The sequence below is a fragment of the Natronococcus occultus SP4 genome, assembly GCF_000328685.1.
Taxonomy (GTDB): Archaea; Halobacteriota; Halobacteria; order Halobacteriales; family Natrialbaceae; genus Natronococcus; species Natronococcus occultus.
The window spans coordinates 122,216-135,464 of the sequence record NC_019974.1 but is presented as its reverse complement, the minus strand read 5'-3'; the positions used below and the strand labels follow the sequence as shown (position 1 = coordinate 135,464).

Annotated in this window: 15 protein-coding genes and 1 tRNA gene; 10 read left to right on the top strand and 6 right to left on the bottom strand. The window is 65.8% G+C overall.

What is annotated here, in order from left to right:
* Positions 1-75: 75 nt before the first annotated feature.
* On the top strand, positions 76-591 hold the full coding sequence (locus NATOC_RS00665) for a metallophosphoesterase (RefSeq protein WP_015319477.1): 516 nt from the start codon (positions 76-78) through the stop codon (positions 589-591).
* A gap of 277 nt (positions 592-868) precedes the next feature.
* Positions 869-1,000 (top strand): DUF7859 family protein, encoded by a 132-nt coding sequence (locus NATOC_RS23010; protein WP_015319476.1) that lies wholly within the window; start codon positions 869-871, stop codon positions 998-1,000.
* Between the two features lie 68 nt (positions 1,001-1,068).
* Here the strand turns inward: NATOC_RS23010 and NATOC_RS00660 are convergent, their stop codons facing one another.
* The gene (locus NATOC_RS00660; protein WP_015319475.1) at positions 1,069-2,097 is read right to left on the bottom strand and encodes a threonine aldolase family protein; all 1,029 of its coding nucleotides are present in this window, start codon (positions 2,095-2,097) and stop codon (positions 1,069-1,071) included.
* A gap of 101 nt (positions 2,098-2,198) precedes the next feature.
* Here NATOC_RS00660 and NATOC_RS00655 point away from each other — a divergent pair, with 101 nt between their 5' ends.
* The 3 genes from NATOC_RS00655 (at position 2,199) to NATOC_RS00645 (ending at position 4,065) form a co-directional block, all read left to right on the top strand.
* Positions 2,199-2,396, top strand: a complete 198-nt coding sequence (locus NATOC_RS00655; RefSeq protein ID WP_015319474.1) for a hypothetical protein — start codon at positions 2,199-2,201, stop codon at positions 2,394-2,396.
* 58 nt (positions 2,397-2,454) lie between these two features.
* On the top strand, positions 2,455-3,546 hold the full coding sequence (locus NATOC_RS00650) for an aminopeptidase (protein ID WP_015319473.1): 1,092 nt from the start codon (positions 2,455-2,457) through the stop codon (positions 3,544-3,546).
* 105 nt (positions 3,547-3,651) lie between these two features.
* Positions 3,652-4,065: a universal stress protein gene (locus NATOC_RS00645; RefSeq protein ID WP_015319472.1), complete on the top strand. Its 414-nt coding sequence runs from the start codon at positions 3,652-3,654 to the stop codon at positions 4,063-4,065.
* An 83-nt stretch (positions 4,066-4,148) separates the two neighbouring features.
* On the opposite strand, the gene NATOC_RS00640 is transcribed toward NATOC_RS00645, so the two are convergent.
* The gene (locus NATOC_RS00640) at positions 4,149-4,658 is read right to left on the bottom strand and encodes a cupredoxin domain-containing protein (RefSeq protein WP_015319471.1); all 510 of its coding nucleotides are present in this window, start codon (positions 4,656-4,658) and stop codon (positions 4,149-4,151) included.
* Positions 4,659-4,989: 331 nt separating this feature from the next.
* Here NATOC_RS00640 and NATOC_RS00635 point away from each other — a divergent pair, with 331 nt between their 5' ends.
* Positions 4,990-6,075 (top strand): glutamate-cysteine ligase family protein, encoded by a 1,086-nt coding sequence (locus tag NATOC_RS00635; protein WP_015319470.1) that lies wholly within the window; start codon positions 4,990-4,992, stop codon positions 6,073-6,075.
* A 30-nt stretch (positions 6,076-6,105) separates the two neighbouring features.
* Here the strand turns inward: NATOC_RS00635 and NATOC_RS00630 are convergent, their stop codons facing one another.
* From NATOC_RS00630 to NATOC_RS00620, 3 genes are all read right to left on the bottom strand, one after another.
* Positions 6,106-7,275, bottom strand: coding sequence for a C45 family autoproteolytic acyltransferase/hydolase (locus tag NATOC_RS00630; protein WP_015319469.1), 1,170 nt, complete (start codon positions 7,273-7,275; stop codon positions 6,106-6,108).
* 384 nt (positions 7,276-7,659) lie between these two features.
* Positions 7,660-7,734, bottom strand: a tRNA-Arg gene (locus tag NATOC_RS00625).
* Between the two features lie 223 nt (positions 7,735-7,957).
* Complete coding sequence (locus NATOC_RS00620; protein ID WP_015319468.1) at positions 7,958-8,395, bottom strand: hypothetical protein; 438 nt, start codon at positions 8,393-8,395, stop codon at positions 7,958-7,960.
* 417 nt (positions 8,396-8,812) lie between these two features.
* On the opposite strand from NATOC_RS00620, the gene NATOC_RS00615 reads away from it, so the two are divergent.
* Both NATOC_RS00615 and NATOC_RS00610 read left to right on the top strand, forming a co-directional pair.
* On the top strand, positions 8,813-9,394 hold the full coding sequence (locus NATOC_RS00615; RefSeq protein WP_015319467.1) for an AAA family ATPase: 582 nt from the start codon (positions 8,813-8,815) through the stop codon (positions 9,392-9,394).
* A gap of 1 nt (position 9,395) precedes the next feature.
* A complete protein-coding gene (locus NATOC_RS00610; protein ID WP_015319466.1) occupies positions 9,396-9,809 on the top strand; it encodes an RNA-binding domain-containing protein in 414 nt (137 codons plus the stop codon).
* Positions 9,810-9,841: 32 nt separating this feature from the next.
* On the opposite strand, the gene NATOC_RS00605 is transcribed toward NATOC_RS00610, so the two are convergent.
* Complete coding sequence (locus tag NATOC_RS00605) at positions 9,842-11,236, bottom strand: signal recognition particle protein Srp54 (protein ID WP_015319465.1); 1,395 nt, start codon at positions 11,234-11,236, stop codon at positions 9,842-9,844.
* A 130-nt stretch (positions 11,237-11,366) separates the two neighbouring features.
* On the opposite strand from NATOC_RS00605, the gene NATOC_RS00600 reads away from it, so the two are divergent.
* Both NATOC_RS00600 and NATOC_RS00595 read left to right on the top strand, forming a co-directional pair.
* Positions 11,367-11,585, top strand: a complete 219-nt coding sequence (locus NATOC_RS00600) for a type II toxin-antitoxin system HicB family antitoxin (protein WP_015319464.1) — start codon at positions 11,367-11,369, stop codon at positions 11,583-11,585.
* Positions 11,586-11,769: 184 nt separating this feature from the next.
* Positions 11,770-13,242: a dihydrolipoyl dehydrogenase gene (locus tag NATOC_RS00595; RefSeq protein ID WP_015319463.1), complete on the top strand. Its 1,473-nt coding sequence runs from the start codon at positions 11,770-11,772 to the stop codon at positions 13,240-13,242.
* The last annotated feature ends 7 nt before the right edge of the window (positions 13,243-13,249 follow it).

Genomic DNA, 13,249 nt, shown 5'->3' with positions numbered 1-13,249 from the left:
GACCCCACGAATCGGCGTGCTCGCGCGGCACGCGCAGTCGAAACCCACGTTACCCTCGCTCTCCGAATCCGCCCTATGATCGCGATCTTCTCGGACACTCACAGCAACGACGGCCACGAACTCACCGGTGAGGCCCTCGAGGCAGCCCGATCGGCCAACACCGTGATCCACGCCGGCGATTTCACCAGTACGGCGGCGCTGGAGGCGTTTCATAGGGAGTGCGACCGGCTGCTCGCCGTCCACGGCAACGCCGACAGCGCGACGGTTCGGGAACGGCTGCCCACTGCCCGCGTCGTCGAGGCCGACGGCGCTCGCTTCGCGGTCACCCACCGCCGCGAGGGTGGCGCGACCGGGCTGGCGATGTTCGGCCGCTCGCGGGACGCCGACGTCGTCGTCTCGGGACACACCCATCGACCGACCGTCGTCGAAACCGACGACGTGGTTCTGTTGAACCCCGGCAGCCACGCCCAGCCCCGTGGCAATCGGCCGGGCTTTGCCGTCCTCGAGCGCGACGGCGACGAACTGGTCGGCGAGCTCTGCCAGCCAGACGGGGCCGTCCTCGAGACGATTAGCGTCCGGATGACGAGGTGAAAACGGAAGTGAGGACCGCGACGAAGCGATCGGCGCCAGCGGGAGTCGGTCGCGGTCCCGGCGCACCCGGCCGTCGGTCCAGCGAGCCGACGCCCGAGTCCCGTACGGCCCCGGTCGACGGGCAGACGATCGCCGAGGCCGACTCGAACTACGCGTCGACGCGTAATATACGCCCGGCAAGCTGAAAGATCGATTTCACCCAGACGGGTTACACGGGGAGAGTGTAGGAAACAAAACGTCGAAACGATTTTGCGGGCCCGCGCTGTACCGCTCGGGTATGACTAGCTTCCTTCCCGACGATCCGGTTATCATTGTGATCGTCCTGATCCTGCTCGCGCTGATCTTCTTTACCTACCTCCTGTTGCGGCGAACGATCCTCGAGTTCCGCGACGGGATGGAGGGGCGCTAACTGTAATCGCCACTGGAAGTCAGTGCACACCGAGTCGCACGACACTTTGAGATCCGGTAGAAACAGCTTCAGTCGTTACTAGAGAGTCCCTCGGCTGCCAGTTCGACCGCCCGGTCGACCTCATCCCGCGAGACACAGCGGTGGGTACAGAGCCGCAGCGTCGTCTCGCCGAACGCCGACGCCCTGACTCCGCGGTCCTCGAGCCGATCGAGGACGTCCTCGCTGGTTAGCCCCAGTCCCGAGACGTCGACGAGGACGATGTTGGTTTCGGGCTCCCGGACGTCGAGGCCGTCGATCTCCGCGAGTCCCGCGGCCAGCAGGCGCGCGTTCTCGTGATCCGTCTCGAGATCCTGGACGTTCTCGAGGGCCCGCAGCCCCGGCGCGGCGACGATTCCGGCCTGGCGCATCCCGCCGCCGAACAGTTTGCGCACGCGGCGGGCCCGCTCGATAAACTCCGCGGAGCCCGCGAGCATCGAGCCGACGGGGGCACCAAGACCCTTCGAGAGACAGAACATGACCGAGTCGATGGGGTCGGTAAGGTCGGCGACGGGGACCTCAAGCGCCGTCGCGGCGTTGAACAGCCGCGCGCCGTCGACGTGGACCGGAACCCCGCGATCGTGTGCGGCGTCGGCCGCGGCGTCGATCTTCTCGGGGGCGATCGCGAGCCCGCCGCGGGCGTTGTGGGTGTTCTCGAGACAGAGGAGTCCCGTTCCCGGACGGTGCAGGTCCTCCTCGACGTAGCTCGCGTCGATCTCCGCAGGCGTCGGCACGCCTCGCGGATCGGCGTCGAGCATCCGTACCTGCAGTCCCGCGAGCTGGGCGAAGCCGCCGAGTTCGTACTTCACGACGTGGCTCTTGCGGTCCGCCAGCACCTCCTGGCCCCGCTCGGTGTGCACTCGCGCGGCGATCTGGTTCCCCATCGTCCCGGTCGGCACGTACAGGGCGGCCTCCATGCCGACCCGTTCGGCCGCACGAGCCTCGAGGTCGTTCACCGTCGGGTCCTCGCCGTAGACGTCGTCCCCGACCTCGGCCGCAGCGGCGGCCGCTCGCATCTCGTCGTCGGGCTTCGTCACGGTATCCGAGCGCAGATCGATCATGGACCCCGGTAGCCGACGGGCAATCAAATAGCCGCCGTTCTCGGGACGATCCTGCCGGGGCTGGTGATAAAGTATGTACCAGCGGCCGAGAACTGTTTGGTGTGATCGCCAGACAGCTCATCACTGCCCTTCGGCTCGCCGCCGTCGTCCTCGTCGTAACCGGGTTCGTCGGCTGGACGACAGGAAACCGGGTGGCGTTTTCCCTCGAATCGCCGTTCACGATCGCGTTTCTGGCCGGTGTCGGCTGTGCGATCGTCTCGATCTACCTCGGCGTCTTCCTGGCGAACCGCGGCGACTGAGCGCCGTCGGGGATTTCGATTCGAAAACGGTATTGCCCGCGTGGCAACACTGTGTCACATGGACCCGCGCATCCGCGAACACGCCGAGATCATCGCGAACCACTCCGTCGATCTCCAGGAAGGGGACAACGTCGTCGTCGACGCCCACCCCGTCGCCGAGGACCTCGCTGTCGCCCTCCACGAGGTGATCGGCGACCGCGGCGCCAATCCCGTGACGACCAGCCAGCGAACCGGAAAACGCCAGCAACGGGCCTATCTTCGCGCGTCGGACGACGAGTTCGAGACGCCCGACCACGAGCTCGCGCTCATCGAAAACACCGACGTCTACATCGCGATTCGAGCCAGCGACAACGTCACCCAGACCAGCGACGTCGACCCCGAGACGCAGGCGGCCCACCGACAGGCCCACCAGCCGATCCTCGAGGAGCGTCTGTCGACCCGATGGTGTCTCACGCAGTTCCCCGCACCCGCGAACGCCCAGCTCGCCGAGATGAGCACCGAGGCCTACGAGGGGTTCGTCTGGGACGCCGTCAACAAGGACTGGGAGGCCCAGCGCGACCACCAGGAAAACATGGTCGAACTGATGGACGCCGGCGAGGAGATCCGCATCGTCAGCGGCGAGACGACCGACGTCACGATGTCGATCGACGGCAACCCGACGATCAACGACCACGGCGAGCACAACCTCCCCGGCGGCGAGGTCTTCACCGCACCCCAGCCCGACTCCGTCGAGGGCGAGGTGCTGTTCGATATGCCGCTGTACCACCAGGGCCGGGAGATCACCGATGTCTATCTGGAGTTCGAGGACGGCGAGGTCGTCTCCCACTCGGCAGCGAAAAACGAGGACGTCCTGACCAACGTCCTCGAGACCGACGACGGCGCCCGACGGCTGGGCGAGCTGGGGATCGGGATGAACCGCGACATCGACCGGTTTACGTACAACATGCTGTTCGACGAGAAGATGGGCGATACGGTCCACATGGCGGTCGGCCGGGCTTACGACGACACGGTCGGTGAGGACAACGAGGCCAACGAGTCGGCCGTCCACGTCGACATGATCGTCGACATGAGCGAGGACTCCCGCATCGAGATCGACGGCGAGGTCGTCCAGCGGGACGGGACCTTCCGGTTCGAAGAGGGCGGCGTTTGAGCGGTAGCGAAAACGCCGAACTACCGAGCGGCGAACACCACGAACCGCGAGAAGCAACGCGGTTCGTGCAGCGCGTTTATAGTGTCGAATCGGGTAGCTAGAGGTATGACGGTACTCGTCGCATACGACGGTTCGGCGGCGGCACAGCAGGCGGTGGAGTACGCGTTCGACTCCCACGCCGACGAGGAGATCATCCTGTTGCGGGTCGTCGAGGCGGCGGACGGCTCAACGGAGGCCGGAGTCAACCTCCTCCAGGAGGCACTCCGGGACCGCGAGGAGAAGGCCGCGGGCGAACTCGAAAACGCCACGGCCGCGATCGACACCGAGGACGTCGTCTTCCGAACTGAGACGGCCGTCGGCAAACCCGAACGCGAGGTCGTCGAGTTCGCCTCGGCGAACAACGTCGATCACATCGTCGTCGGCAGCCACGGACGCGAGGGCGTCTCCCGGGTGTTACTGGGAAGCGTCGCCGAGAAGATCGTCCGCCGCTCGCCGGTTCCGGTGACCGTCGTTCGGTAGCGCGTTCGATCGGAAGCGAACCGACCCGTCCCCACCCAGGGCCGAGTTTTCGGCGTCGATCGACGGGTCGGCCAGGACCGTTCTCACTCGTCGGCGACGATTTCGAGGTCGCCGAGCTGGATTCGGGGCTGGTGCTCACAGATGTAGGTCGCCATCCCGTCGGTCGCCGTGAACGCGAGCGTCTCCGTGGCTCCGGTATCGGCGACGACATCGGTCGCGTACTCGCCGACGCGTTCGTCCGCCGCGTTCCAGATCGCCAGGTTGTGTTTGACGTTGTCTCGGTTCTCGATCGTGATTTCGTAGGATCGGCCCTCGAACAACACTAGCGTCGGGTTCTCGACGCGATCGACGTGGGCCGGTTCGGCGCCGACCCAGCCGCCGACGTAGGCGTCGAGACGAATCGCATCGACGTCGACCCACGCGTCGGGATCGGTATCGGTCTCGAGGGTTTCGGCCTCGTCGACGACGGGCTCCGACTCCTGATCAGCGTCGTCCTCGCGGCCCGTACAGCCGGCCACGAAGACGCCCCCGAGAGCGAGGGCCGTCCTCGAGAGGAACCGCCGCCTCGTCGCGTCGTCGGCCCGTGGACTCATGCTCGAGCGTAGGTTCCGAAGCGAGATAAGTCGGGACCCGACACACCAGCGAGGACGAACTCCAGCGCAGGAGACGGGTTCAGAGAGATCCGACGGGTTCGGTACCGTCGGTTCTGTCGGTTCTCGCGTCCGAAACCGCCGCCCACCCGATCGAAGCAGTCGGTAGCTTTCGTACGCAAGCTCAAGCGGTTCACGCGGGACCGGCTTACCCCGTATCCGAGGACGAATCGGACGACGGCCCACGGTTCGATCGGTCGCGTCCGACTGTAGCGCCGACCCGACGGCGGCTCGCCCGAGGGTCGAACGATACTGCAGCCCAACAGAGACATCTATGAAAACCAGCCTCGAGGTGGAGTACTGGGTCGTCGACGGCGACGGCGATCTGGTACGACCCGAATCACTGCTCGACGTTTCGGACCAGGTCGATCCCGAGTTCGTCGAACCGATGCTCGAAATCAAGACGACTCCCTGCTCGTCGATGGTCGAGCTCCGTGAGGAGTTTCTCGAACGGCTCGAGCACGTCGTCGGCGCGGCTCGCGACCGAAACAAGCGACTCGTTCCGCTCGCGACGCCGCTGTACGCCTCACCGGCCGAACTCCCGTACCGAGAGAAGCGTGGGACCGATCTCCAGCGCCGGATCGTGGGACCGACGTTCGACGACGCCCGCGTCTGTGCCGGCACGCACGTCCACTTCGAGCAGTCGAACGTCGCCGCTCAGCTCAACGCCCTGACGGCGATCGATCCCGCGTTCGCACTCCTTAACAGCGCCTCGCACTACCGCGGGGAGCGAATCGTCGAGTGTGCGCGTCCCTACCTCTACCGGCGCTCGTGTTACGACGCCTGTCCCGACCAGGGACAGCTCTGGTCCTACGTCGACGACGCCACTGACTGGGAACGGCGGCTCGAGGACGCCTACGACGGATTCCGTGAGCGCGCCCTCGAGCGCGGCGTCGAGCCGGCTCGTTTCGACGACGAGTTCGGCCCGTACGACGCAGTCTGGACCCCCGTTCGGCTGCGAAAGGCGATGCCAACCGTCGAGTGGCGCTCGCCGGACGCGGCCCTGCCGAGCCAGGTGCTCCAGCTGGCCGAAACGGTGCGGTCGATCGTCGCACACGCCGACGCCCGCGGTACCGTCGTCGACGGTGCCGAGCCGTCGACCGACGGCGCCGCTGGAAAGCTGACGCTTCCCGACTTCGAAACCGTCGAGTCGGTTACCGACGCGGCAATCCACGACGGGATCGGAAACCAGGACGTGAGACGCTACCTGCGAGAGCTCGGGTTCGCTCCCGACGACTACGAGCCGTTCGCGGACCGACTCCCCGAGTCGCGGCTCACGAAACGGCAGGCAAAGCAGCTGCGACTCGAGGCGGCACGACAGCTCGAGGACGATCTCGAACGGGCACACGCCCGAGCCTGAGCGCCTCGAACACCGATCGAACGACGAGGATTAGCGGCGATCGAGCCACCGACGCCCCGTTCGAAGCTCCGTCGGGATCTCCTCGCCGAACGAACACCGCGTACGGTCGGCCGCACACGGGTTGCCCATCGCGACCTCGATCGTCGGCGAACCGCCCTCCAGGACGGCCGTACTCGCGGTCGTCAGCTGACCGAACGCGTGTGGCTCGTCCGTCTCTGGCTCCGGATGCCGACAGATCGAGTCGTCTCCGGGACCGTTCTCGTGATCCTGCGCGAACTGCCACAGATCGTTCCGATCGATCCGTTCGGCGTCCTCGAGCAGCGACAGCGCCCGTTCCCGACGCTTGGTCGAGCTCTCCGTCTCGGTCGACTCCGAGAGCACGAAGTGGTTCGTCCGTGCCACGACGGGATCGTCGTCGACGGCGATCCGCTCGGCAACTGGATCGATCTCGAGCAGGACGGCGTCGGTTTCGTCGGCGAGAAACAGCGTCTGCCCGCACAGGTGTCGGGTCGGAACGGATTCGAGCATCGCCCGAGCCTCCGCAACGGTGGCACACTCCTCTAACACGATCCGAATGACGGTCCCGTTCCGAAGCTGGTTCTCGGGATCAACGTCGTCTCGCTCGCTGTCGATGTAGGTGTTGGCCGCGACCAGCCCCTGATCGTTGACCCCCTTGAAGATCGAGATCGTGCCACAGGTGTCGACCGTCAGGAACCCGTAGTAGTCATCGAGCGGCGGCTGTTCGACGATCGACTTCGGACGGGTCCCCCAGCCAGCGATGTCCCGGTTCTTCAGTACGAGCGCTCCTCTGCTCGTCGACCCGGTGTCGATGGGGGGCTCCGGATCGACCGCCGAGGGGGCGACGAGGACGTTCGTACACCCCTTCGGGTTCTTCTCGGAGCGGCCGTCCCCGTCGGCCAGCTCCTCACAGAGCTCCGAGTACGCGAACACGTACACGTCGTAGACCGCCGGGTCGACGTCGAACTCCGCGGCCATCGCCTCGTAGGCTCGACGGTGGCGGTCAGGCAAACTCTCGCGGCTTCGCCGACCGTACTCCAGCAGCGGCTCGATCTCGACTCCGCGTTCGTCGATCGCGGTCGCGAGCTCGTCGACCGCCCACTCGACGGCCTCCCGTTCAGTCGCCGCGCGCCGTCTGGCCTGTTCAGCGAACGTGTCTACGTCGGCGATCAACTCGTCCATGTTCGGGACAGCTCCTCGAGCGAGTTGTGTCGGCGGCTTGCACAGTGCGGGCGAGTGAGAGGCTCGCCGACTCTCGGGCCGGCCTATCGGTACCGCGAAGGGATCCCGGGAGTATACTCTCCCCCCTACACAGTTAGGTACCGATCGAGTTTAGTCGGTTGTCAAACCGTTCGTGATGGGACAACTGGCGCGATAACCGGTTCCGAACGGCTCGTGGGACGGCGCGACTCGCTCCCACGAGTCGAGTCCGGGATCGTCGACGCGAGATCAGAAGAGCTTCCGGGTCGGGGTTCCGCCGACAGTGCGCTCGTGCCGTTCGCTGTTGGGGTGTGAACACAGTCGGAGCGAAACTGCACAGTCCCCGCCATCGCGTCGTTCGTCGTACGGGCACGATGGGATTTGAACCCACGACCGTCGGATTAGAAGTCCGACGCTCTTTCCGGACTGAGCTACGTGCCCTCGGATAGGAGTCATCCATCGAGCGATATAAGCAGTTGGGATTCGGTCGGTCGAAAAGCGCGGATGGCGACCACCACGTCGCTCCGCTGTCGATGACACACCACGATTACCGGTAGTCCGGGTCGTACGGCGTACGCGACCCACGGTAAACTATCGGTTACGGTCGGCTCGAACGGTCAAAAGGGAAAGACCAATTCTGACGTCAGATCGCTACGTCAGCCGATTAGTCGTCCCCGAGCGCGTCGTCCTCGTCGTCGTCGTCGAGGTCGTCGTCCTCGTCGTCAAGGGCGTCGTCCTCGTCATCGTCGTCGAGGGCGTCGTCCTCGTCGTCATCCATGGCATCGTCATCGTCGTCGAGGGCGTCGTCCTCGTCATCGTCCATGGCATCGTCATCGTCGTCGAGGGCGTCGTCCTCGTCATCGTCCATGGCATCGTCATCTTCGTCGAGGTCGTCATCCTCGTCATCGTCCATGGCATCGTCATCTTCGTCGAGGTCGTCGTCCTCGTCGTCGTCCTCGAGGTCGTCGTCCTCGTCGTCCATCCCGTTCTCGTCGTCCATGGCGTCGTCGTCCATGCCGTTTTCGTCGGGATCGTCCTCAGGATCGTCCTCGAGGTCGTCGTCCTCTTCGTCGTCAGCACAGCCCGCGATCGCTGCAACCATACCAGCACCGACTGTCATCGTGAATTTCCGTCGATCGAGTTTTGCCATAGTGCGCATCCGGTCCTAAATCCGGGCTGGTAAATAACGGGCCCACTCCGTTTCGACGGTTGGTCTCGATTTAAATGAATTCCGAGCTGACTCGTTTGACTGGATAAACGGTTGCGAACACGCCCGCTGTTTCGCAACTGAAAGCACGGGCGAGCCCCAACGCCGTCTCGGTGTCGCCTCGGAAACGCGGGGTTTCGGCCGGAATATCCATGTAAAGCCGCAAAATCCCGATTCCGATGGAAGCTACACCAGTTCATAATGAGGTTGTTTCACAGCAACCGCCAGCAAGACGGGACTCTCGCTGTGGACCGGACGCGACGCTCGAGACGAACACAGCCCTTATGCACGTCTCGCTGGTACGTTCGCTCGATGCACGTCATCGGAACGGTGGGACTGCCCGGAAGCGGCAAGGGCGAGGCCGCCACCGTCGCGCGCGAGGAGGGGATCCCCGTCGTGACGATGGGCGACGTCGTCCGCCAGGAGACGGCCGACCGCGGAATGGATCCCGCGAAAGATCACGGCGAGGTCGCGCAAGCGCTGCGCGAAGAGAACGGGCCGGCGGCGATCGCCGAGCGCTCGCTGCCGATGATCGAGGATCGTCTCGAGGACCACGAGACGGTGTTGGTCGACGGCCTCCGATCGGACGTCGAGGTCGACACCTTCGAGAAGCGATTCGGCGAGGCGTTCACGCTCGTGAGCATCGAGGCCCCCTTCGACGTCCGCGCCGAGCGCATCGACGCCCGCGGTCGCGACGCCAACGGCGAGGACGGGGGCGAACCCCTCGAGCGCCGGGACGAACGCGAGCGTGGGTTCGGGATGGACGACGCGATGGATCGGGCCGACGTCGTCGTCGAGAACGCTGATACGCTTGAGGCGTTCCACGAGCGGATTCGACGGATCGTCCGCGAGAAAACGGAGCCGATCGACGAGCGAGAATCCGAGGCCAGATAGCATGACCGAAATCTACAGCGTCGACGTCGAGATCACCGCACCAGTTTACGACACCGAAGTAACGAGCCGCGTCGCCGACGCCGTCACGAATGTCTTCCCTAACGCCGACCTCGAGGAGGAGTTCGGCGAGATCAGGGGCGAGGCCCACTCGCTGGATCACTTCTCGGAACTGTTACACCGCCAGGAGATCCTCGACACCGCCCGCGGCGAGTTCTTCGCGAACCGCGAGGGCGATACCTTCTCGTTCGCGCTGAAAAAGCAGGCGGCGTTCGAGGATCGTGTCAACTTCTCGGTCGGCGAACCCGACGAGCTCGGGGAGATCGCCGTTCGTGTGCGCGTCCGCGAGCCCGACGTCGAGAGCTACGTCGATCACATCGCGCCGCCGACAGAGGACGGACGGCCAGTCGACGCCTGAGCGGCGATCGATCGGGGTCGTTCTCGCGGGTCTCAGAACGGACCCATACCGCCCATACCGCCACCACCGCCACCGCCGCCCTGCTGTTGCATCTGTTGCATCATCCGTTGCATCTCCTTGTCCGAACCCATCCCCTGGAACTGCTTGATGGTACGTTCCATCATCTTGTACTGCTCGAGCAGCTCCCGGACCTGGTCCTCGCTGGTCCCGGAGCCCCGGGCGATGCGTTCGATCTGGCTCGCGCCGATCGCCTTCGGATACTCCTTTTCGGTCTCGGTCATCGAGTCCATGATGACGCTGTAGGCCCGCATCCGCTCCTGGGTGACGTCCATCGCGTCGTCGGGGAGCTGATCCTTGATCCCGCCGCCGAAGCCGGGGATCATGTCCATAACCTGGTCGAGGGGACCCATGTTGTTCATCGCCTCCATCTGCTTTTGCATGTCGTTGAGGGTGAACTGCCCCGTCAGCATGTCCTCGGGGTCCCACTCTTCCTCCTCGACGTCGGTCTGTTGCATGGCCCGCTCGACGCGCTCGGCGAGCTGGCCGAGATCGCCCATTCCCAGCAGCCGCGAGATGAAGCCGTCGGGTTCGAAGCGCTCGATGTCCTGAACTTCCTCACCGGTTCCCAGGAAGGCGATCGAGGACTCGGTCTGATCGACCGCAGTGAGCGCCCCACCACCCTTCGCGGTCCCGTCGAGCTTGGTGATGACGACGCCGTCGATGCCGATCGACTCGTCGAACTGCTGGGCCTGGTCTTTCGCACCCTGACCGATCGCCGCGTCGAGTACGAGCAGGGATTTGTCGGGCTCGACCGCGTCCTCGATCTGCTCGATCTCGTCGATCAGGTCGTCCTCCAGGGCGTGGCGACCCGCGGTGTCGACGATGTGGACGTCGGCCTCGCTGGTCTCCTCGAGGCCGTTTCGGGCGATCTCGACGGGGTCGTCGGCGTCGGGATTGCCGTAGAAGTCGACCTCCGCGCGTTCACACATCTCCTTGGCCTGGTCGTAGGCGCCGGGCCGGAAGGTGTCGGTCTGGACGACTGCCGGACGCAGTCCCTTCGTCGAGAACCACCAGGCCATCTTCGCGGCGGAGGTGGTCTTCCCCGATCCCTGCAGCCCCGCGAGCAGGATCGTCTGTTCCTCGAGGGGAAGATCCGTCGACTCCCCGATCAGATCGACCAGCTCCTCGTAGACGATTCGGAGGACGAAGTCCCGGGCCGGGGTTCCGGCCGGAGGCTCTTCCTCCAGCGCCCGCTCCTCGATGCTGTCCGACAGCTCCATCACGAGCGAGACGTCGACGTCGGCCGAAAGCAAGGAGCGTTGAATCTCCTTGACGATCTCCTCGATGTCGTCCTCGCTGATGCGTGACTTCCCGCGGAGTTTGTCCAGCGTGCCCCGCAGAGAAGTGCCGAGATCGTCGAGTACCATTTGCTCGGTGTACGTGGCGATAGCGTTAAAGGCTTTTTCTCGACCGCCATGCTCCCGCTCGTCGCCGCCGTCGGTGTGTGCGGCGGCGGCGTCGGAGAGTATTTCAGCCGTCCGCCGACAACGTTCGAGCATGCCAACGAGACCGGACGTCGATACCGACGAGTACCCCGCGCTGGCCGACGCCGACGTGACGATCCGAACCGAGGACGGCCTCTACATCGCCGACGACGAGGTGACGGGAGTCTCGAGCCAGGGTCCCTCCGAGGAGGCGGCGATCGCCAACCTCGCGGAGGCGGTCGCCACCTACACGGACGGCCAGTCGGACGACACCGGCGACGACTGGCTGTAGCGACACCGAAGACGCGAGATCGTTACTGTCGGAAGGGGGTAGCGAGATCGCCACAGCGGACTGGATCCGCCGACGAGGACGTCGACGACTCGAATGACGTTCCCCTCTGTTCTTTGCGTCTTGCGACCCCGTTTTCGTGCGCAGCCCGCCGTTTTACGGTCGCATTCGCCGTTAGATGCGTGGTATGAACGAGTTCGACGTTGTCGTCATCGGCGGCGGGTCGGGAAGCCAGGTAGCCACCGCGGCGGCCGACGAGGGACTCGAGGCGGCCGTGATCGAGCCCGGACCGCTCGGGGGCGCCTGTATCACCAGGGGCTGTGTCCCCTCGAAGGCGCTTATCCACCGGGCCGACGTCGTCGACGAGATCCGCCGCGCGGAGCGGTTCGGCGTCGACGCCGACCTCGAGGACGTCGCCTACGACGAGATCACGTCCTCGATCGAAGAGGCGGTCTTCGGGAAGGCCGAGCGGCAAGCCGAGTCGCTCGAGGACGCGGAAGGCGTCACGCGGTACCGCGGCGAGGGGCGGTTCGTCGACGAGCGGACGGTCGAGATCGATCCCGTCGCGGACCGCGACGGCGCGCCCGCGGACGGGGATGACGCTGACGACCGCGACCCCGAACGGATCCGTGGCGAGGCGATCGTCATCGCGGTCGGCGGGCGCCCGACGATGCCCCCGGTCGAGGGCCTCGAGGACGTCGACGTCCTCACCAGCGACGACGCCCTGTACCTCGACGAGCGACCGGACGAACTCGTCGTGATCGGCGGGGGGTACATCGCGGCCGAGCTGGGCTACTTCTTCGGCGCGCTCGGCGCCGACGTCTCGATCGTCGGCCGAAGCGAACAGCTCGTCCCGCGGGAGGACGACGACGTCAGCGCCGCGGTGACCGACGGGCTCGAGCGCCACTGCGAGCTCTACACGGGCTACGAGGCCGTCGAAGCGAGCGAGGACGACCAGCGGGTCACCGTCGCCGCGGAGCCGTCCGACGACGGCGGCGACGAGGCGGTCGAGCTCGAGGCCGACGAGGTCCTGGTCGCGGCGGGCCGCCGCCCCAACACCGACACCCTCGAACTCGAGAACGCCGGCGTCGAGACCGACGAGAACGGCCACGTCGAGGTCGACGAGTCCCTCGAGACGACCGTCGACGGGATCTGGGCGCTGGGAGACGTCCTCGGCGACGAGCCCTACAAGCACGCCGCCGACTACGAGGCGCGGATCGTGGCGACGAACGTCCTCGAGCCGGTCGAGCGAACCGTCGACTACGGGACGATGCCCCACGCGATCTTCACCTCGCCGCAGGTCGCGAGCGTCGGCCGGACCGAGTCGGAGCTCGAGGACGCCGGCCGGGAGTACGAGTCGGCCAGCGTGAGCTACGACGCCGCGCCGCTGGGGCTGATCCTCGATCCCGACGAGGGGTTCGTCAAAGTCCTCGCGGCGCCGGACGGGGAGATCCTGGGCTGTCAGATCGTCGGTCCGCAGGCGTCGACGCTGATCCAGGAGGTCGTCGTCGCGATGGACGGCGGTGGCACCGTCGAGGACGTCGTGGACCCGGTTCACGTCCACCCGGCGCTCTCGGAGGTCGTCTACGCGGCGTTCGACGAGCTGTCCCCGCGGCCGTACTCGACGGCACCGGACTGGCGAGACGTCGGTGACGAGTGATTTATTT